A 20973-nucleotide genomic window follows, 5' to 3' on the forward strand; every position below is an offset into this window, starting at 1 on the left:
TTGACGCCATGGGAATACCTGGCTAAATCCGAGCTGTCGGAAAACTCTAATTTAGGGTGCCACTAAAAAAGGGATGTTTACAGCAAGATCAAAGTCCTAGAGAAATTGATTGAGAATAATACTGTGAAGCTCATGACATAGAGAAACGGATGACAAAACAAGGTTAACATCTATTTTGGTTACACCGTTTCCACTCCTTCAATAAGTGCGATGAATACCATCACCAAAATAGACGTAAACACTTCGGATGCTGCCCAAAAACTGATCGATGCATACACAACCAATGGCATTGCCTATTTTTCGGGGCTCTCTATTGCTACTCATGACAACCAAAAGCAACTGCTCACTCTGGCACGTACATTTTTTAATGATTTCTCTGAACATGAGAAAAACACGTTTCGGTTTGGGCCAAAAGGTTCTGAACGTGGTTATGAGCGAATGGGTGCAGAGCGTTATTTCGACGGTGATGATGCTGCCGGCGCTGATTTCAAGGAATCATTTGCCATAACCGGCCACGACACACAAAACTGGCCACCAGCGCTTATACAGTCAGGAATCAAATCGGAGATGACTTATTTTCGCCAACTGGCCGAGGAAGCCAGCCTGACCATTCTCTCCCTGTTCGAGCAGGCACTCGCAATTACTCCCGGATTTCTCGTCAACCTCCACTTACCCGAAAGGAATAACAGTACGCTCAGACTGAATCATTACCCTCCACTGAAACCTTCAGAACGCAGTGGCAATATACGTTTATCCGAGCACACGGATTATGACACCCTGTCCCTGCTAATACCCATGGATAATACACCGGGCTTTCAGGTTCGCTCCCCTTCCGGTCAATGGCTGCCGGTTCCAACCCAACCAGAGACCCTGCTGGTGCATGTGGATGACCTGCTGGCACGCTGGAGTAATCACCGCTTAATCGCAACCCCACATCGGGTTGTGGCAAATCCTGCTGCAGACATCTGGCCTGAACGTTATTCCATGGTCTATTTCTGCGGCCCAGCCCAAGACACAGTCATTGATTCACGCGACCTTTTTCCTGATGAATCTCCGCTATACCCGCCGACGACAGCAGGCGAGCACCTGACAGAGCGTCTCAACCAGGCTTATAAAGACAGCTATCGCCAACCACCCTCCTGATTGACAGGTCGGGACAGACCGCAGCGTATCCCCTATAATCCGCTCAAATTCTCCCGACCACAGGAACTGTCATGAACCAGGACGAACTCAAGCAGGCCGTCGCCCGCGCGGCGCTGGACCATATTCTGCCCCACCTTGAGAGCGACATGATTCTCGGCATTGGCACAGGCTCCACGGCCAACTGTTTTATTGATGCGCTGGCCGAGGTGAAATACCGCTTTGATGGTGCCGTTGCCAGTTCAGAAGCCTCTGCCGAGCGTCTAAAGTCTCATGGAATCCCCGTTTATGACCTGAACACGGTCAGCGAACTCCGGTTTTATATCGACGGCGCTGACGAAGCCAATGAGCACCTGCACCTGATCAAGGGTGGCGGCGCAGCGCTGACCCGGGAAAAGATTGTGGCGGCGGTTGCGAAAGAATTCATCTGCATCGCTGATGAAAGCAAGCTGGTTGATGTGCTGGGCGCCTTCCCCCTACCTGTGGAAGTCATCCCCATGGCCCGCAGCCACGTCGGCCGGGAACTGGTGAAACTGGGTGGCGACCCGGTTTACCGGGAAGGGGTTGTCACGGATAACGGCAATATCATTCTGGATGTCTGGAATATGAACATTCTTAATCCAGTCGAGATGGAGCAAGCCATCAACCAGATTACAGGCGTGGTGACCAATGGCCTGTTTGCCATGCGTCCAGCCAACGCTTTGTTACTGGGAACGGTTGGCGGCGTAAAAACTCTTACAACTGAATAAAATATCCAACGATATCCCAAGGGTTCCCGTCTCAGGCAGGCTAAACCTGTTAATACTGAGGCGTGAACCTAGCTTAATATTGTTGCCAAACCGTATAGCATGGTAACAAGTAGAATCCAGCTCATAGACAAGAGATAGGATGGAATAATGCCTACCTGCCACCACGGCCAATCAGGCTCCAATAAGGGTTGTTATTAAGATATAACGCGAGCGTTGCAGGAAGAGTATGCTTCGCATCAAGATTGATAAAACCGTAACACTCCTCCTCAATGCCTACGATGAGTTGGTAAGCAAGAATGACCATTTCCGAACAGATCGTATTCTTAGGCGCAATATTCTCTCGCTTTCGATACTTCGCTAAACGGGCTCTGGCTCCAGGCCCAAAAGCAGACATGCCCAAGGCAGCATTGGCTGCACGAAACCCTTTCCAGTGGGCACTTGAAAATCCCACTACCTGATGTGTCGTTTCTTCGAAAGCACTATCACCCGAATGATAATGTCCACGAGACCAATGATGCGCTAGCGCCGAAGCCCCCTCGGCAACCCCAGACATACCATTGAAACGAAAAAACACGGCTTTCCTGAATTTATTCAGGTTACTTGTGTACACGCCCCTTACTTTGTTGGAGTGAACTAACCAGTTGTTACTGCGCCCAATGATTACGGTGTGTTCAAATTTAAAGCTGCCATCATCAGAAAGTTCGACATAAAACCCAATATCACCACTTTTTAGCGCGAACGTTGGACCATCACAAAGCGGGGTAAGACTATGATAATTGCATGGGAGTTTAGACCAATACGGCATAGATATACCTCCGATCCACCTTTCGTATTATTACTTTAGTTTAAGTGAATACATGGAAAATTATTGGACAATAAGTATAGATACATCGATTGAAAGGCTCCCAAGAAAAAAGCCTTTATAGAGTCCGGGCCAGACCTTTAATTTTTTCAGTCCCTGTTTGTGGAACGTATCGTTTAACCCTTCATGCCGCATGACCCTCGTTACCAGCATCAAACTTTTTCGCGTATAAAAATCAACACTAAACAACAGAAAGCACAACGCTACACGCGGCATGAAACGGCTCAGACAACCGACCCAAATTACGTACAAATACTGTCATTTCAGCCAATTTTCCTGTATACAGAACACCGACGCACCGGGATCGTGCACACCACAACAACACAAACGATAAAGTACAACAATAACGGGCATAACAATGAAACAGAGCATAACCCGAAAACTCGCCGGCCTGACGGCGGCGATCGCCCTGACCTGTTCTGCAGCACAGGCCACAGAAACTCTGAAAATTGGTCTGGCCGGCCCTGTTACAGGCCCTGTAGCACAATATGGTGACATGCAGTTCACCGGCGCCAAGGCAGCGATTGAACAGATTAACCTGGCCGGTGGCATTAACGGCAAGATGCTCGAAGGTGTCGTTTATGATGATGCCTGTGATCCGAAACAGGCTGTTGCAGTCGCAAACAAGATTGTGAACGATGACATCCGTTTTGTCGTAGGACATCTCTGCTCGTCTTCTACACAGCCAGCGTCTGATATCTATGAAGATGAAGGCATCCTGATGATTACCGCGGCATCCACCAGCCCGGACATTACCACACGCGGTTACCAGATGATCTTCCGTACCATCGGACTGGACAGCATGCAGGGTCCGACTGCTGCCCGATACATCACCAATAGCATCAAGCCTGAGCGCGTTGCGGTGATCCATGACAAGCAGCAGTACGGTGAAGGCTTGGCAACCTCTGTTCGCGATAACCTGAAAGCCGCCGGTATCAACGTTGTCATGTTCGAAGGTGTCACGCCCGGTGACAAGGACTTCTCAGCCCTGGTCGCCAAGCTCAAAAAAGAAGATGTTGATTTCGTCTACTACGGCGGTTACCACCCGGAGCTGGGACTGATACTGCGTCAGAGTGCTGAAAAAGGTCTCCAGGCACAATTCATGGGTCCCGAAGGTGTCGGTAACAAGGACATCTCCGGCATTGCCGGTGAAGCTTCTGAAGGTCTGCTCGTGACTCTGCCGAAGAGCTTTGACCAGGATCCCAAGAACAAGGCCCTGGTCGACTTTATCAGCGCCAAGAATGAAGACCCCAGCGGTCCCTTCGTATTCCCTGCCTATGCGGCGGTGCAGGTCATGGTTGACGGCATGAAACTGGCTGGCAGCGAATCACCGGAAGCCGTTGCTGAAGCCCTGCGGGCCAACAGCTTCAACACACCTACCGGCACCCTCAGCTTCGATGACAAAGGCGACCTGCAAGACTTCAACTTTGTCGTCTACAGCTGGCATGCCGACGGCACCAAGACTGCAGTCACAGAATAACGGACTCTCAAACACCTTGAGCGGGCTTCTTCCCTGGCGTTGAAGCCCCCCAGGCGCAGCATCCGGCATGCACAAAAGGCGTTCCGGATGCTTCAACCCGCTATCCACAAGAATAAGCAGTACTTATGCCTGAAGCAGCCTACTATTTCCTGCAACAGACGCTGAACGGCCTGACGCTCGGCAGCGCCTACGCACTCATCGCCATCGGCTACACGATGGTTTACGGCATTATCGGAATGATCAATTTTGCCCACGGCGAAGTCTATATGATTGGTAGTTACGTGGCGTTTATCGTTCTGGCCATTCTTACCATGTTGGGTATCGACAGCGTCACGTTGTTGCTGGTCGCCGCCTTTTTCATCAGTATTGTCATCACCAGTATTTATGGCTTTTCCATTGAACGTGTCGCTTACCGGCCACTACGCGGCACCAATCGTCTGATTCCTTTAATTTCCGCCATCGGCATGTCCATTTTTCTGCAGAACTACGTCCGGCTGGCGCAGGGATCAAGGGACATTGCCATGCCCAGCCTGATCACAGGCGGCTGGATCATCGGCCCGGAAGACGGCTTTCACGCCACCCTGTCCTGGATGCAGCTGGTGATATTCCTGGTCACCCTGTTCTCCATGGCGGCCCTGACCTTTTTCATCTCACGCTCCCGACTCGGCCGCGCCTGCCGCGCCTGTGCCGAAGACCTGGGCATGGCAAACCTGCTGGGCATCAACACCAACACCATTATCGCACTGACGTTCACTATCGGAGCCGCCCTTGCCGCTGTTGCCGGTGTTCTCCTTGGTCTCTACTACGGCGTCATTAATCCTTATATCGGCTTCCTTGCCGGGCTCAAAGCCTTCACAGCTGCGGTACTGGGAGGTATCGGCAGTATCCCTGGTGCCATGCTGGGCGGCCTGATCCTGGGCCTTACCGAAGCGTATACCGCAGGATACTTTTCGTCTGAATACAAGGATGTTGTCGCATTCAGCCTGCTGATATTAATCCTGTTATTCCGTCCCACCGGGATTCTCGGCAAGCCGGAGGTAGAAAAGGTATGAACCGAACCAGTTTTTTCAATGCCTTGATCGCCTCCGGCGTTCTGTTACTGCTGACCAGCTTCATGGTAGGTCTTCGGTTAGAGCAGGAGGGCACTGTACTCAGAGTCATCGGTGCTCCCGATACAGTGATCAATACAATTCTTGCCGGCGCCGTCTTCGTATTCCTGTTCCAACTGTTTCGTGCTCCCATTGCCGGACTTTGGCAGGGGGCTCGCTCACAACTGCCAGACGTCAGCCGTTTGAAGCCCGACCTCACTGGTCATACCAACGTAAAACGCACATTGTTCTGTTTTCTGGTGGCCGGACTGATTATCTGGCCCTTCTTTGCCTCCAGAGGCAGTGTGGATCTGGCGACCCTGACACTGATTTACGTCATGCTGGGACTGGGGTTGAACATTGTCGTCGGTCTTGCGGGTCTGCTTGATCTTGGGTACGTCGGCTTTTACGCGGTTGGTGCCTATAGCTATGCCCTGCTGAATCAATACTTTGGCCTGGACTTCTGGAGCTGCCTGCTGATCGGCGGCGCCATGGCTGCACTGTTCGGGTTTATACTCGGTTTCCCGGTACTGCGATTACGGGGGGATTACCTCGCCATCGTGACACTGGGCTTTGGTGAAATCATCCGGATACTGCTGAACAACTGGACGACAATCACCGGCGGTCCGAACGGTATCAGCCAGATACCGAAGCCCACCCTGTTCGGTCTCGAGTTCAGTCGGCGCGCCAAGGAGGAAGGAAACGTTCCCTTCCATGAATTCTTTGGTATCGACTACAGCAGCGGTTACAAGGTTATCTTCCTTTACTTGTTGGCATTACTGCTGGTCTTGATCACTGTTTGGGTGATCAACCGGCTTCTGCGCATGCCTATAGGACGTGCCTGGGAAGCATTGCGTGAAGATGACATTGCCTGTCAGTCCCTTGGCCTGAACAAAACCGCCGTAAAGCTCTCGGCCTTTACCATTGGTGCTGCCTTTGCAGGGTTTGCCGGCACATTTTTTGCGGCCCGCCAGGGATTCATAAGCCCAGAGTCGTTTACTTTCATTGAGTCCGCCATAATCCTTGCGATCGTGGTACTGGGCGGTATGGGCTCACAGGTCGGCATTATTCTGGCCGCCATTGTGATGACCATCCTGCCGGAACTGGCCCGTGAATTTAATGAGTACCGCATGCTGATGTTTGGTCTTCTGATGATTTTGATGATGGCCTGGCGCCCCCAGGGACTGCTGCCAATGAGCCGACCTCATACCGCACTGAAGCGCAGTAAAACATCATCAGCGGATAGCGCACCGGAAACAACCGGTCACGCCGACGCAGTCTGAGGAGTATGAGTCATGGCACAACACACTTTGCTGAAAGCCTCAGACCTGACCATGCAATTTGGTGGTCTGCGGGCTGTTGACCGCGTGTCCCTGTCCGTCAATCAAGGGGAAATTGTTTCCATCATCGGCCCAAACGGTGCAGGAAAAACGACGGTTTTCAACTGCCTGACCGGCTTTTACAAGCCAACAGCCGGCACCATTCACTTTAATGGTGAAGCCATTCACCAACTGCCGGGATTCAAGATTTCCCGCAAAGGCATCGTGCGAACATTTCAGCATGTCCGCCTGTTCCGCAACATGACAGCCATTGAAAACCTGATGGTTGCCCAACACCGGCATCTGAATACCAGTCTGCTGGCAGGCTTATTCAAAACACCAGACTATCGTCGTGCAGAACAAGAGGCGATGGACAAAGCCGCCTGGTGGCTTGAGCGGGTCAACCTGCTGGACCTGGCCAACCGCGATGCCGGGAATCTCGCATATGGTCAGCAACGCCGTCTGGAAATCGCCCGCTGCATGGTAACCAACCCCAGCCTGCTGATGCTGGATGAACCGGCAGCCGGCCTGAACCCCAGGGAAACGGAGGAACTTGATCATCTGATCATGGAGCTGCGGGATCAGCACAACGTCTCCGTGATGCTGATCGAACACGACATGAAACTTGTGATGGGTATTTCCGACCGGATATACGTCATCAATCAAGGCGCCCCACTGGCCAGTGGCACACCGGACGAAGTGCGCAACCATCCTGATGTCATTAAAGCCTACCTGGGAGAAGCCTGATGCTACGTGTTGAGAATGTCACTACCTGCTATGGCAAAATCCAGGCGCTGGATGATGTATCGATTCAGGTCAACCGTAGAGAAATCGTCACCCTGATCGGCGCCAATGGCGCCGGTAAAACCACATTACTGATGACCATCTGCGGTGATCCCAAAGCCAGCGAAGGGCGTATCTTCTTTGAAGACGAGGAGATTACGGCGAAGACCACGGCTGAAATCATGCGCAGTGACATTGCCGTAGTGCCAGAGGGACGCCGTATATTTTCCCGGCTAACCGTTGAAGAAAACCTGCATATGGGTGGTTTCTTTACCGGGAAGGATGACTTTGATGCCATACTTGAACATGTACTGGAACTCTTTCCACGCTTGAAAGAACGCTACCATCAGCGGGGCGGCACCATGTCCGGTGGTGAACAGCAGATGCTGGCTATTGGCCGTGCCCTGATGAGTAAACCCCGTCTTCTATTCCTGGATGAACCGTCACTGGGGCTTGCCCCGATTGTTATCCAGCAGATTTTCGAGATCATTGAAAAATTACGTGATGAAGGTATGACTATCTTCCTGGTGGAGCAGAATGCCAACCAGGCACTGCGACTGGCAGACCGGGGTTATGTACTGGAAAATGGCCGGATCGTAATGGAGGACTCAGGCCATAACCTGCTCATTAACGACGATGTTCAGAGAGCTTACCTGGGCGCTTAACGCGCTCAGGCTTCTTTTTTAATATAACAAAAAGTAATTATTATTTAATTTATTAATATTTTTAATTATCAATTGTTTCCGGTAAGGTCGGAATCATGGGTAAATGGCATTACCTTTCAATAAAAGCAACAAACAACGGATTTCTGCAGTAACGACCCCGGTCAACGACTGCCCTTTTAGCGGCACCCTGTTTTAGAGTCGCACCTCACAACAACGTCACCAAACGACGACCTCACATTACAGACTGGAGTGACAAACAGTGAACAAGCGTAACCGCTTCTTGGCAGCCGGTTTTGCAGCCCTTTTCTCTCTGGCGCTGGCAGGCTGCAATCCACAGGAGACTAACAGCTCCGCGGCAGCGACATCTGAGACCAGTGACAACGCCAGTGCGCCTATCCGGGTGGGGATGTCCGGTGGCTATTACCCGTTCACCTTTGTTTCCCAGGATCAACTGCAGGGCTTCGAAGTGGATGTCTGGAATGCAATCGGCAAGCGTATAGATAAGCCGGTAGAATTCATTACGGCACCTTTCTCCGGTCTGTTCGGCATGCTTGAAACCGGCAAAGTTGATACGATTTCCAACCAGATCACCATCACCGATGCACGACTGGAAAAGTATGGTTTCACGCAACCCTACGTCATTGATGGCGCGCAGCTGACCATCAACAGCGATGACAACACCATTGCCGGCCTTGAAGATCTCAAGGGCAAGAAAGTTGCCGTTAATCTGGGTTCCAACTACGAAACCATTATCCGTAAACAGGCCGTGAACCTGTTCGGTGACGAAACCGCTATCGATATCATCACTTACGACACGGGTATTGAACAGGAAGTTGCACTGGGTAGAATTGATGCCTTCGTCATGGATCGTTTATCCGCTGCTGAACTGATCAAGAAATCCGGCCTGCCGCTGAAACCTGCTGGCACCCCGTTCGAAACTATCGAAAATGCTATGCCTTTTCTGAAAACCCCTGAAGCTGAGGCCCTGCGTAGCAAGGTGGACGAAACCATTGCCGGCATGCGCGCCGACGGCACCCTGGCCGACATTTCCGTCAAGTGGTTCGGCAGCGATATCACCAACCGGTCATAACCCGAGGAAACCAGCGCCAGTATCATGAGCAGTTTTGATTTTGATTACGCCCTGGGACTTGTCCCGATCATTCTGAAATACCTGGATGTCACCCTGTGGATGGCGTCCAGCTCACTGATCGTAGCGCTCACGATTGCCGTGATGCTGGCACTGGTGCTGACGTTTCGCCCCAAGGGGCTGACTGCGCTCTGCGAACTGTTTATTTCTTTCTTCCGGGGCACGCCCCTGCTTGTTCAGCTATTTCTTCTGTACTACGGTCTGCCCCAGCTGCTCCCTGCCCTGAAAGGCATGACAGCCTTCCAGGCCGCAGTGATCGGATTGAGCCTGCACTTTTCCGCTTATATGGCAGAAATTATCCGGGCCGCGATTCTCAGCGTTGATAAAAGTCAGCTGGAAGCCGCACTCAGTACCGGCATGACGCCATTGCAGGGCATGCGTCGTATTGTACTGCCTCAGGCAGCCCGCATTGCCATTCCAGGATTGATGAACACGTTCATAGACCTGCTGAAAAGCACCTCACTCGCCTTCACCTTGGGCGTGGCAGAAATCATGGCAAAAGCCCAGATGGAAGCAGCCTCCAGCTTCCGCTTCTTTGAAAGCTACCTGATGCTCGCCCTGGTGTACTGGCTGCTGGTGCTGCTGTTTACCGCAGTCCAGAAAATGGCTGAACAACGGATGAATGAGGCGTACTGATGGCATTACTGGAAGTCAGTCACCTGCAAAAATCCTTTGCAGACAAAGCGATTCTGGCAGGCATCGACCTGCAGGTGGAACAGGGTGAAATTGTCGTCATCCTGGGACCTTCAGGCAGTGGCAAATCAACATTCCTGCGCTGCCTGAACCTGCTGGAAACACCCGATGCAGGCGTTATCACACTGGATAATGCCGTATTCAATGCCACCAAACCCACAAAACCCGCAACTCTGGCACTGCGTCGTAAGACAGCGTTTGTGTTTCAAAACTACGCGCTGTTTCGCAACAAAACAGCGCTGGAAAACATCACCGAAGCCCTGGTAGTGGTTAAAGGGCTTTCAAAGGAAGTTGCTCAGGAAAAAGGACTGGCCATCCTGAAACAGGTCGGCATGGAAGATTTCCAGAATGCCTGGCCATCGTCACTCTCCGGTGGCCAACAGCAGCGCATCGGAATTGGCCGGGCCATGGCGCTTGAACCTGAACTACTGCTGTTTGATGAACCCACCTCTGCGCTGGATCCCGAGCGGGTTGGAGAAATTCTACACCTGATGAAGCGTCTTGCAGCTGAGAATCAGAGCATGATCATTGTCACCCACGAAATACCGTTTGCCCGTGAAGTGGCAGACAGGGTGATATTCATTGATGAAGGCCGAATCATAGAATCCGGCCCCCCATCACGGGTGCTGGATAACCCGAAAGATCCTCGTACACGGCAGTTCCTGAATCAGGTATTGCACTGATTGTGTCCGCAACGGCACTGAAAAAGCTGGGGAGGACTCCCCCACTTTTTCACATCCGAAGAATGTGATCGATGCCAAAAATCTGGCACTTTTTGCCTGCCTTCGCACCCGACAGGGCTTTACAATATCCATAAAACACACTGACATAACGACTGTCATTTTTACTTTAAAAATGTCATGATTCGCAGCGTTTCCCTAAACGATAATTTCTAAAATTAATAGGGAACCAACAGGAAATGGAACGACAGATAACCATAACAAACCCTAATCGTTTATCTGTTGCCATCGCAGTCCATAAAGCAGTATGTGGGGTAGGCACATGGAGTTCTCTGTTTGCGTCACCGGTAAACTTCGCTCCGGTTTCAAGGCAAAAACGGTCCAGAAGGACTTCAGTGCGCTATTCAACCTGTCAGACAAAAAAGTCCTGAAAAATATTTTTTCAGCGACCGCTCCTGTGCTTATTCGAAAAGGTCTCAGTCTTCCGGAAGCTGAGCAATATCGTCAGAAACTCCATGATATTGGGATGGAGGCGATGATCATTGATGAAGAGGGGCAACCTTTGCAACGCGTCGCCGGTGCGGCTGCAGGTGGAGCCAGCTCCGCCTCCAACACGGACGGTGGTGACGAGTCATCCGTTGTCTTTTATGAGGATGACGGGGATGAGGACGCGTCAGGACCCCTGGCGCTCGATAGCTGTTCAGTGACGGCTCCGTTTTCCTGGATCTCCAATGGCTTTGGTTTGTTCAAGAGTGCCCCCTTGTTCTGGGTAGGATTCACATTTCTGTTTGGTATTATCTCGTTCATGCTTAATTTCTTCCCCTTAGTAGGCTTTATCCTGTCTTCCATTTTCTCAGGCATCACATACGCCTTCATGGCTTTGGGCGCTCATCGTGTTTCACATAATGAGACACTCTCTTTTTCCGATGTCATGGACGACCTCAAACCTAACCTGCTACCTGTCGGGATTCTGAATATCCTCTATGGAGTTATTGCTACAGGTATCACATTTGGTGCATTTGCCATTGCCGGTGACAACTATATGCTGGGCGTCGGTATAGTGATCGTCGCCATGATAGCGATCGCTTTTGCTTTCTTGTTCGCACCAATGCTTATTGCCGTGAACCATCTATCCATACCTGAAGCCTTGAAAATGAGCTTCATGGGATGCATAAAAAACATTTTACCCCTGATTCTCTATCTTATTCTGAGCATCGTGCTGTTCATCCTTGGTATGCTTCCACTGGGGCTGGGTCTGCTGGTCGTCATGCCACTACTGGTATTGGCAACTTACCAGGCTTACAGTGAGATAGTGGTCAATCAATAATCCCAGTATTGGCAGGTAATGCACGGTTTAAAGGAGTAGCCATGCAATGAGCCAGAAAAAAGATCATATCAGCAGCATGGAAAGCTGCTTCCTCTGCTTCTCACTGGGATCGATGTTAACCAGCTTTTTGCTATTAATAACCTCCTTATAAATAGCATCAAATAAAGGCAACTTGGTCTCAGCTAAATACCACAGGGATATCTCCTCAACATTGCATTCTATTTTCAAAGCATACTATCGCCGGCGCAGCCTCCACCTTCCTTTTTTCTTTTCAGGGAGTTTCACCACAGCTTCATGCTTAGACCTTAACTCATCAATATCTTCATATACTGGCTGCTCAGCAACGCCTGAACCTCCATCATCACTAGATAGGCCCCCATCGTTCTGCAAAGCGCTAATCATACCACCCGGGACAAGCCCGCCGGAGGGTCTTTTCGGAACTGGCGGAACTATTGAATTATGACTTTCAGGTTCTCCCCCTTTCTTACCAGAGGTTATTTTTTTAGGATTGTATTTTTTTAACGGATTGCGAACATTAAATGCGAGCACCCCTTTCCGTTTCTTACTTTTTCGATGTGTTTTCTTCGTCCTTGCGACAGCATGAGAGATATCTTTATTCCCCTCCAGCATGTAACGGTCATACTTTCCTCCAGGCACCCCTGTATTATTAATTTGTATCTGCAGATGTCCGCCATGCAACATGAAGTTCTTACACATTCTCTGATCAAAATGAGATGCCTGTTTTTTCGCCATCATGATACTGGTTCTATCCTTGTTGCTCTTACATCCGGTAAATTTATGCATACCCAGCTCTTCAAGAATCTCATCAATATCCTCTTGAAGCCGTGCAATATCATCAATAGAGGCCTTACTTCCTGCCTTTTCTATCTTCTTGTATAGCTCATCAATCATTTTATCTATTTTTTTCTTCCAGGCATCAGCATTACCAGGATCTTTCTTTTTGATTTCCTCGTACGTCTCATCAACAATCCCCCCTTTCTGCTTAAGCGTATTCAATGCCCTAAGATTCACTTGCTTGACAATTTTCCAGGTCTTACCGACACAACTCCAGAATCCACTCAGCGCTAGCTGATTACAAGGCAATATAAACATAACTGCATTCAGATTGAGTTTGACTCTATGTATTTCACCCTTTGCAGTTTTAACAGTAATCTCTCCGCCATCCAGAATTTGATCGAGATGGCCTATGTATTCATCAGCCAGGTATTTAACCCACTTGGCTTCATCATCCAGCACGTCTTTTACTTTTTTAGGTAAAGGCAATGCCCCCAACATTCCCCTGATTCTGTCAGGACTCATCAAATTTAAATAACACGCCTTGAGATTGACAACATAACTGCCATCCTTGATAGCTTTATCCAATTCATCAGCCATTTCATTAACAAGTATGTTGACCACAATCTCTCTCAGTCGCTTTCGGGTGACACGCTCAACATTTTCACCAGTAAGCTCTTTAGAGGCATAGGGTGTACCGACGCGAGTGTATTGCTCTACCACGTCACCATCAATTTTCATTTTGTAATGGTACATACTAACGGCATGTTGGGTATTTCGATACAGTGACGGTGATCCCTTTCTTTCATAGCTCTCTTCAAAGGGATCCACGCCGTCTTTTGGGTCGTCTTCTGCCTCATCCATCAATTGAAAACGAACCTGATGAGCAGGTGTGTAAACATGTTCGACGGTTCTCCACTCTCCCTTTTTATCCAGGAGGGTCTGCTGAACCGTAAAGGCCACAGTATCATCTGATAGTCTTCTAATTAATCCTTCTTCATACTTTTCATTCAGGCCAGCATTTTTAACAAGATTCTGCACAACCTCTTCAAATCGCATGACATAAGCGGTTGCATCAAGCAAAAATCCATTTCCTGCAATATCTGAAAGCTCTTTATAGTCTTTATATTTTTCCTCAAGATTATTAAGATTTTCCTCATTATCTTTCAGTGTTATTTTTGCAACCTCATAAAACCGATTAATGAGTTTTTCATAATTCTCATGGTGACGATAGTCATTTCCCCTGGCATCACGAACATGGCATCTTAGCCCATTAAGATGCTTCTTTATTTCCACCATCTTTTTAGCCAAGTCATCTTCAGTAGATCTAAAACTTGTTTTTAAGCGATCAAATTCAGCTGTAACCTCATCAAGCAATTCATCTGCTCTCTGATAATCTGCAAATGGCACCATTTTGGTTGGGATATCCTCGATTAAAGCATTAACAATCCCCAGCAGGGAGTCTGCTTTATTCACACATTCTTCAGGGCTTAATTGGTCAAAATCGATTGATGTATAATCTGTATACTGCGTTGATAAGCTATCAAAAGACCGCTCAGGTGCTATTCCCCCCTGCCCTTTTGAGACTGGCTCAAGGTATTCACCTTCATCCATTGCCAAATCTGGCCGCGAGGTCACAGGTTTAAGATACCCATCCTCATCCTGTCGAGAATCATATGACCGTTTGACCAAGCTTTGTCTGTAATTATCAAGGCTAGTGAAAGGTTCATAATCATAATCGTAATCATATATCTCTATATCTTCCCACACCTCGCCCATGCTTTCATTGGTATCACCGCCAGAGTCATCAGGCCCCTGTAACACCAAAGGGAAACCATCTTGCCAATGACTACAGCCAGGTACTGCATCAATAGAAGGGATGTGAGGTTGTGACTCTCTGGCCAGATTATCAGGTTCTACGATGACAATGTTGCCATCCCCTTGATAAACAGGGAGGTAGGCAGGATTCAATTTTTGGTAATCATCAACCGATCTATCCTCTTCAGGCTGTCCCCATCTAAGAGGCGTGTATTCCCCCTCCGAGCCAAAGGAAAAAGCGCTTGCTTCCTCAGTATCCTCACAATGTACTGATTCAGTGTCAGCTAACAGGAGAGTCGTTTCTGAGGCAGCGGGTCGTACGCCATGGAGGGTTTGCGTAGGCGGAACTGCACGTATCAGACGATCATAAATACATTTTCCAACAACATAGCAGCCAAGGCTTACAACACCAAGACCAGCAACAACACCACCAATGATTGGCATGGCAATACATACAAGCCCCCCCACCAGCATACTGGTGACGGATAATACTGGCACTACAACTCTCAGTACCCTGTGCCAAAGGGCAAGTTCCCTAGCCTCCTGTGATGGCCTTCTATCAACACCTACATTTCCTGCATTTTGATGAACGTTCAGTGAACCCGGCTGCGCCATACCCTACTCCCTGCGATCATTGATCACATAAGACTACCGCCTTACAGACAATCTGACCTTTATACATAGGTCTCTACGACTAATGGCGTACAGGCAGGTGTGGAAATGACTGATACCCCCTTTTCAGATAGAAAAGGGCATTACTAAAAGAAATGAAAAACCATTTAATAGAAAAAAGTCTTCTCAACTAAAACGGCCACCGGCAGGTGTTACACGCATGATTTCTTCAATGGTGGTCAAACCAGCGGCAACCTTGTGCGCACCACTGATTCTCAGGGTTCGCATCCCCTCAACAATTGCCTGCCGCCGTATGGCATCAATATCGCAGCCAGCATCCACCTTTTCGCTGAGTCCATTACTTAACAGCATGATTTCATACAAACCTGCACGGCCACGGTAACCCGTATTACGGCATTTCAGACAGCCCACCGGTACACTACAGCTATCAGGAACAGGCGCCTTAAATGGGTGCGTCAACTCCCGCCACCCTTGCCTGTCCACTGAGGCTGTCTGCTTACAATCCTGGCACAGTGTTCTGACCAGACGCTGCGCCATCACCCCCAGAACCGTCGAGCGAATCAGGTATCCAGGAACGCCCAGCTCCAACAACCGGGTAATCGCAGACGGTGCATCATTGGTGTGTAAGGTGGACAAGACCAGGTGCCCGGTCAGCGCCGCCTGGATCGCCATTTCTGCGGTTTCCAGGTCACGGATCTCACCCACCATGACGATATCCGGATCCTGCCGTAATAATGCCCGCACCCCACTGGCAAAATTCAGCCCTATGCCATGCTGAACCTGCATCTGGTTAAACCGGGGTTCTACCATTTCGATGGGGTCTTCGATGGTGCAGACATTCACTTCAGGTGTTGCCAACTCTCTTAACGTTGAATACAGCGTTGTTGTCTTGCCCGAACCGGTAGGCCCTGTCACCAGGATAATGCCATTGGGCTGGCGCACCATTTTATGCCAGCGTTTTTCATCATCCCGGGAAAAACCCAGCGACCGGAAACTCTTGAGTAACACGTCCGGATCAAAGATTCGCATGACCAACTTTTCGCCAAATACCGTTGGCAGGGTAGAAAGTCGCAATTCGACTTCACTGCCATCCCGTCCCTTGGTCTTGATCCGGCCATCCTGCGGCTTGCGTTTTTCTGCCACGTCCATACGACCCAGAATCTTGAAACGATTGGTCACCGCAGACACTATATCGGAAGGCAGGTCATAAACCTGATGCAAAATGCCATCGATCCTGAACCGGATATTACTCTGTTCTTTGCGTGGTTCTATATGGATATCGCTGGCACGCTGGTCAAACGCATATTGCAACAGCCAGTCCACCACCCTGATCACATGCTGGTCATTGGCTTCAGGGTTGCGGATATTGCCCAGTTCAAGCAATTGCTCAAAAGAAGCTGGCGTGGTGCCATTGCCCTGACCATTTTTCGATGCCCGGCTAACAGAGTCAGCCAGGCTGTAAAACTCAGCAGAGTAACGTCGTATATCGGCGGGATTACTGACCACCCGTCGGATTTTTTTCCGGTTGGTATGGCGAACCGTTTCCTCCCAGGCGGTATGGAAGGGCTGGGCACTGGCAATCACCAGCGTGTCATCACTGACCTCAACAGCCAGAATCTGATGGCGCTGCGCAAACGCTGCCGACATCACTGGCGTGATCGCGGCAGGATCAATTTTCAAGGGGTCAATCGGATAGTAAGACTGATCAGCCTGCACAGCTAACCAACGCATCATGGTATCCATATCCAGCGTCTGGCCCGAATGTCGTTGATCCTCCAGCTCAAGCTCTGCAAGATACTCCACAGGGTGCAATCGAGCCTGCTCTGCATTGCGACGCCGATCCAGCACATCCTGTTTCTGAGCCTGATCCAGTAATCCGGATGTGCAGAGTTGCGCCACTATAGTGGCCAGGTCCAGTTCCCGGCCGTCTCGTAACTCATCCTCTGATCTCAATACCACCTCTTTTTTCATGGTGGCCTTCAATGACGCGTCTTTGTCCGTGCTCACCACTTTTCGCGCAGGGATCTTGTTTGCTGCTTCCATGATTGAAGTTCCAAATGCTTATTATTGGGTAGCGCTCGCGGGTGCTGTTATGGCTCTTTGTCCCACGATGATTCAGTCGCCATCACGTAATGCGTTGTCTGCATACTAACATCCAGGCAGTGATTCGTGACAGGCCGATCAGTCAGGTAAAGAAAGGGGGCGGCGGCTCAAAACACCGACTTGCAGGGGGGATGGATGCAGAAAAGCCAGACGGCCTTCCTGGGACAACTTACTGAGGTCACGGCGAGCTGATGCCTGATCGGAAAACAAACCTGAAACAATCACATATTCCTTACCTTCACGGCTATCTGTCACCAACAAGATCGCGTCATCGACGCGACCAATAGCATCCCGCATTCTGTCAGCTTCCGCGCGATTAGAACCTGCATACCATAAGATCGTGAACGCTTCTTCACGCTGTAGCATGGCAATCAAACGACGAGCGTCAGATGATAAGGAGAGTACGGAACGAGAGGAGCCTGTGCGTTGTTCAGAAAACAGGGGAGGCTTTGTCGATAAGGCCGACTGTTGTAACGCACTTAGAGTATTAGGAATGGAAGACCGCATTGTCGCGATCGTATCCAGTGGCACAGTAAAGCCGCTCCTCGTATCGGTGCGACATAACCAGTCTCCTCCACTGAACGCCTGACACTCCCAGCCTGCGGTATAAGCCGTATGACTTTTTTTCGAACCCTCCTCAGCCAGCACTGAGGTCGAAAAAACCAGTAATACCCCTAGCAGTACCCGTCTTCCATCACGATATTTGTGCATCATCCCTGCGCCTGTTTCCTGACATTACCAACCGGCACCTAATCCACTGTGCCCTACCTTTCATACTAGCAGTCAATCCTTGACTGGTACTACCAGAGTGCTACGCATCGAAAAATACACAACAATGGCTAAATACTAGACGTCTGCTTGGTGATTGATAAGCATGTAACCGCGCTCCGCCTTGCTGACATCAGAAGGTTCCAGAGATACAGAAAGACGTAACTGGCCAGCAATTTCCTGCAGTGCGGCTTCGGAGCCGGAAATCAATTCAATCTCTACCTCAGAGATGACTTCACGCTGTCGCCCAGCCCGGATTTCTCCCAGATCCAGCGCCAGCTCAACACAGGCCCGATGTTCACCCGCCCAGTTCAGCGTGAAGGCCGTACGCTGGAAGTCTGTTGTAAAGACTGGCTTCAACGCCGACTGATCAATATCCGCCAACGTGTCAGGCCAGACCCCATTAAGTAATGTTGTATCCAACTGATCCGTCTCCAAGGGCCACTCCCATTCCCCTCGCTGGCTCAGCCCGTTCTGGCTTTGCCCCCGGGTCTTCAGAGTCTGAATAAAGCGCCCCTGTTTTTCGCGGATTCGGAGCGCCACCCGGGCCTGGTGAAGCCGTTGGTCGGGCGTATCGTAATAGGTGTTCTGCAGCTGGAACGTTCGCTGATCCGCACAAGGAGTACCATTCAGCAGTGAGTCCGATAGCAATTGACTGTGCGCTTCAGGGGCAATCAGCAGCTTGAGTTCGGTTTCTTTGGACATACGCGTTTCTGACAGGCTATTCCCAGGATAGCAACCGTCTATTCTAGCGCGCTCACTCCATAGATAAAATCATGCAAACTGTCAGACAGGCTAACTTTATACAGATTTCCACCTATTTCGAAGAGCGTTATACTACCCGGCTTTCATATTGACTCAGGTAACCGGCACATGCCCCCAAGCAACCTGTTATCCAGCGTATTTGGCCGCTCACCCATCGGCCCAATTCAGAAACACATCAGCCTGGTGCATGAGTGCGCCTCCGAACTGCAACCTTTTTTTGAAGCCGCACTCAGTGAGGATTGGGAGCAGGCGGAGCATTATCAGCAGCGCATTGTGGATCTGGAAGAAAAAGCTGACCAGATAAAAAAACAGGTGCGCCTGTCGTTGCCCAAGAGCCTGTTCCTCCCGGTACCCAGAACGGACCTGCTGGAAATCGTGACAGTGCAGGACAAGGTCGCCAACCGCGCCAAGGATATCGCCGGCCTGGTATTGGGTCGCCAGATGCGTTTTCCGAAAGAACTCCATGAAGCCCTGGGCCATTACCTGAACCGGTCGATCCAGACCTCCGCCCAGGCTCTCAAGGCGATGAATGAACTCGACGAGCTACTTGAAACCGGCTTCCGGGGGCGGGAAGCCGATATGGTCGAGGAGATGATCGAAGAACTGGACAACCTGGAAAGCGAGACCGACGATCTGCAGGTTCAGATTCGCCGGGTGCTGTTCGCACTGGAAAAATCACTGCCACCGGTGGATGTCATGTTCATGTACAAGATCATCGACTGGGTGGGCGATCTGGCGGATCGCGCCTCACGGGTGGGCAGCTACCTGCAGCTGCTACTGGCCAAATAACTTCCCTGCTCAGCTACTTTCTGGAAACGCAGTATGTCAATCATTGCAGAATACGGCACGATCCTGCTGATCATGGCCTGTGTATTTGGCTTTTTCATGGCCTGGGGCGTCGGCGCCAATGATGTGGCTAACGCCATGGGCACATCCGTTGGTTCCAAGGCGCTGACGGTCAAACAGGCTATTTTTATCGCCATCGTACTGGAGTTTGCCGGCGCCTATCTGGCTGGCGGTTCCGTCACCGCAACCATCCGGAAGGGGATTATTGACCCCACCATGCCGGAGCTGGTGTCCAACCCTGAACTATTGGTGTACGGCATGCTTGCTGCGCTACTGGCGGCTGGCACCTGGCTGCTGGTCGCCACGCACTTTGGCTGGCCAGTCTCCACCACACACTCGATTGTGGGCGCCATTGTCGGCTTTGCCGCAGTCGGTATATCGATGGATGCCGTCAACTGGGGCAAAGTCAGCTCCATTGTCGCCAGCTGGGTCGTTTCACCGGTGTTATCGGGAGCACTGGCCTTTATGGTGTTCACCAGTATCCAGAAGTTGATTCTGGATACGGATAATCCCTTCCGGAATGCCAAGCGCTACGTCCCCATTTATATGTTCCTGGTCGGCTTCATGATGGCCATGGTGACCTTTACCAAGGGCCTGAAGCATATCGGTCTGGAACTGACGGATTTGGAAAGCTTCATGGTATCGGTCATTATCGGCCTGGTGGTCATGATCGTTGGTAAGATGGCCATCAGCCGGATTAAGGAAGACCACAACGCCGACAAAGCCTTCCATTTCTCCAGTGTTGAAAAAGTCTTTGGTGTCATGATGATATTTACGGCCTGCTCCATGGCCTTTGCTCATGGCTCCAATGACGTGGCTAACGCGGTCGGCCCGCTGGCGGCCGTGGCCAGTGTCGTCATGTCGGGCGGAGAAATCGTTGCCAAATCCGCCATGCCGGGCTGGATACTGCTACTGGGTGGTATCGGAATCGTTACAGGCCTGGCCACCTATGGCTACCGCGTCATGGCCACCATCGGCAAGCATATTACCGAGCTAACGCCCAGCCGTGGCTTTGCGGCGGAGTTGTCGGCGGCCAGCACCGTCGTACTGGCGTCGGGAACCGGCCTGCCTATTTCCACCACTCACACCCTGGTCGGTGCGGTTCTGGGCGTTGGTCTTGCCAGGGGAATTGGTGCGCTGAACCTCCGGGTCATCAGCACCATCTTCATGTCCTGGATTGTCACCCTGCCAGCCGGCGCACTGCTGGCAATTCTGTTCTTCTACATCATCCAGGCCATATTCAGTTAAAGCGCATAATAAAAAACGGCTTTCTTCACCACTGAAGAAAGCCGTTTTTCTTTTATTGCCACGA

18 protein-coding genes are annotated in these 20973 nt (G+C 50.5%); 13 read left to right on the top strand and 5 right to left on the bottom strand.

Annotated features, from left to right (window positions below; translation table 11 throughout):
* The first annotated feature begins 210 nt into the window (after positions 1 to 210).
* Together ABD892_RS19005 and rpiA are read left to right on the top strand one after the other, a co-directional pair.
* Positions 211 to 1143 (top strand): 2OG-Fe(II) oxygenase family protein, encoded by a 933-nt coding sequence (locus ABD892_RS19005; protein WP_345197623.1) that lies wholly within the window; start codon positions 211 to 213, stop codon positions 1141 to 1143.
* A 71-nt stretch (positions 1144 to 1214) separates the two neighbouring features.
* Positions 1215 to 1889, top strand: coding sequence for a ribose-5-phosphate isomerase RpiA (rpiA, locus tag ABD892_RS19010; RefSeq protein ID WP_345197624.1), 675 nt, complete (start codon positions 1215 to 1217; stop codon positions 1887 to 1889).
* A 151-nt stretch (positions 1890 to 2040) separates the two neighbouring features.
* On the opposite strand, the gene ABD892_RS19015 is transcribed toward rpiA, so the two are convergent.
* Complete coding sequence (locus tag ABD892_RS19015) at positions 2041 to 2694, bottom strand: hypothetical protein (protein ID WP_345197625.1); 654 nt, start codon at positions 2692 to 2694, stop codon at positions 2041 to 2043.
* A 415-nt stretch (positions 2695 to 3109) separates the two neighbouring features.
* Here ABD892_RS19015 and ABD892_RS19020 point away from each other — a divergent pair, with 415 nt between their 5' ends.
* The 9 genes from ABD892_RS19020 to ABD892_RS19060 all read left to right on the top strand — a co-directional run bounded on the left by ABD892_RS19020 (position 3110) and on the right by ABD892_RS19060 (position 11933).
* Positions 3110 to 4231 carry a branched-chain amino acid ABC transporter substrate-binding protein gene (locus ABD892_RS19020; RefSeq protein WP_345197626.1) on the top strand — a complete coding sequence of 374 codons (1122 nt, stop codon included), beginning with the start codon at positions 3110 to 3112 and terminating at the stop codon, positions 4229 to 4231.
* A gap of 125 nt (positions 4232 to 4356) precedes the next feature.
* Positions 4357 to 5283 (top strand): high-affinity branched-chain amino acid ABC transporter permease LivH, encoded by a 927-nt coding sequence (livH, locus tag ABD892_RS19025; protein ID WP_345197627.1) that lies wholly within the window; start codon positions 4357 to 4359, stop codon positions 5281 to 5283.
* Positions 5280 to 6602, top strand: a complete 1323-nt coding sequence (locus tag ABD892_RS19030) for a high-affinity branched-chain amino acid ABC transporter permease LivM (RefSeq protein WP_345197628.1) — start codon at positions 5280 to 5282, stop codon at positions 6600 to 6602. The genes livH and ABD892_RS19030 overlap by 4 nt, the downstream gene beginning before the upstream one ends.
* Positions 6603 to 6614: 12 nt before the next feature.
* Complete coding sequence (gene livG, locus ABD892_RS19035; RefSeq protein ID WP_345197629.1) at positions 6615 to 7385, top strand: high-affinity branched-chain amino acid ABC transporter ATP-binding protein LivG; 771 nt, start codon at positions 6615 to 6617, stop codon at positions 7383 to 7385.
* Positions 7385 to 8086 carry an ABC transporter ATP-binding protein gene (locus tag ABD892_RS19040; protein WP_345197630.1) on the top strand — a complete coding sequence of 234 codons (702 nt, stop codon included), beginning with the start codon at positions 7385 to 7387 and terminating at the stop codon, positions 8084 to 8086. Before livG ends, ABD892_RS19040 begins: the two co-directional genes overlap by 1 nt.
* A 259-nt stretch (positions 8087 to 8345) precedes the next feature.
* Positions 8346 to 9176: an amino acid ABC transporter substrate-binding protein gene (locus tag ABD892_RS19045; protein WP_345197631.1), complete on the top strand. Its 831-nt coding sequence runs from the start codon at positions 8346 to 8348 to the stop codon at positions 9174 to 9176.
* A gap of 24 nt (positions 9177 to 9200) precedes the next feature.
* Complete coding sequence (locus tag ABD892_RS19050) at positions 9201 to 9869, top strand: amino acid ABC transporter permease (RefSeq protein WP_345197632.1); 669 nt, start codon at positions 9201 to 9203, stop codon at positions 9867 to 9869.
* A complete protein-coding gene (locus tag ABD892_RS19055; RefSeq protein WP_345197633.1) occupies positions 9869 to 10609 on the top strand; it encodes an amino acid ABC transporter ATP-binding protein in 741 nt (246 codons plus the stop codon). The genes ABD892_RS19050 and ABD892_RS19055 overlap by 1 nt, the downstream gene beginning before the upstream one ends.
* Positions 10610 to 10928: 319 nt before the next feature.
* Positions 10929 to 11933 (top strand): BPSS1780 family membrane protein, encoded by a 1005-nt coding sequence (locus tag ABD892_RS19060; RefSeq protein WP_345197635.1) that lies wholly within the window; start codon positions 10929 to 10931, stop codon positions 11931 to 11933.
* Positions 11934 to 12167: 234 nt separating this feature from the next.
* On the opposite strand, the gene ABD892_RS19065 is transcribed toward ABD892_RS19060, so the two are convergent.
* From ABD892_RS19065 to ABD892_RS19080, 4 genes are all read right to left on the bottom strand, one after another.
* Positions 12168 to 15161 (bottom strand): hypothetical protein, encoded by a 2994-nt coding sequence (locus ABD892_RS19065; protein WP_345197636.1) that lies wholly within the window; start codon positions 15159 to 15161, stop codon positions 12168 to 12170.
* A gap of 183 nt (positions 15162 to 15344) precedes the next feature.
* A complete protein-coding gene (gene tfpB, locus ABD892_RS19070) occupies positions 15345 to 17150 on the bottom strand; it encodes a type IV pilus assembly ATPase TfpB (protein ID WP_425559310.1) in 1806 nt (601 codons plus the stop codon).
* A gap of 210 nt (positions 17151 to 17360) precedes the next feature.
* Complete coding sequence (locus ABD892_RS19075) at positions 17361 to 17996, bottom strand: SPOR domain-containing protein (protein WP_345197638.1); 636 nt, start codon at positions 17994 to 17996, stop codon at positions 17361 to 17363.
* Positions 17997 to 18128: 132 nt separating this feature from the next.
* A complete protein-coding gene (locus tag ABD892_RS19080; protein WP_345197639.1) occupies positions 18129 to 18755 on the bottom strand; it encodes a CYTH domain-containing protein in 627 nt (208 codons plus the stop codon).
* 168 nt (positions 18756 to 18923) lie between these two features.
* Between ABD892_RS19080 and ABD892_RS19085 the strand changes: the two genes are divergently transcribed.
* Together ABD892_RS19085 and ABD892_RS19090 are read left to right on the top strand one after the other, a co-directional pair.
* Complete coding sequence (locus tag ABD892_RS19085) at positions 18924 to 19604, top strand: TIGR00153 family protein (protein ID WP_345197640.1); 681 nt, start codon at positions 18924 to 18926, stop codon at positions 19602 to 19604.
* A gap of 33 nt (positions 19605 to 19637) precedes the next feature.
* On the top strand, positions 19638 to 20909 hold the full coding sequence (locus ABD892_RS19090) for an inorganic phosphate transporter (protein WP_345197641.1): 1272 nt from the start codon (positions 19638 to 19640) through the stop codon (positions 20907 to 20909).
* The last annotated feature ends 64 nt before the right edge of the window (positions 20910 to 20973 follow it).

Origin of the sequence: Kistimonas scapharcae (assembly GCF_039540975.1) — a bacterium.
Classification (GTDB): Bacteria; Pseudomonadota; Gammaproteobacteria; order Pseudomonadales; family Endozoicomonadaceae; genus Kistimonas; species Kistimonas scapharcae.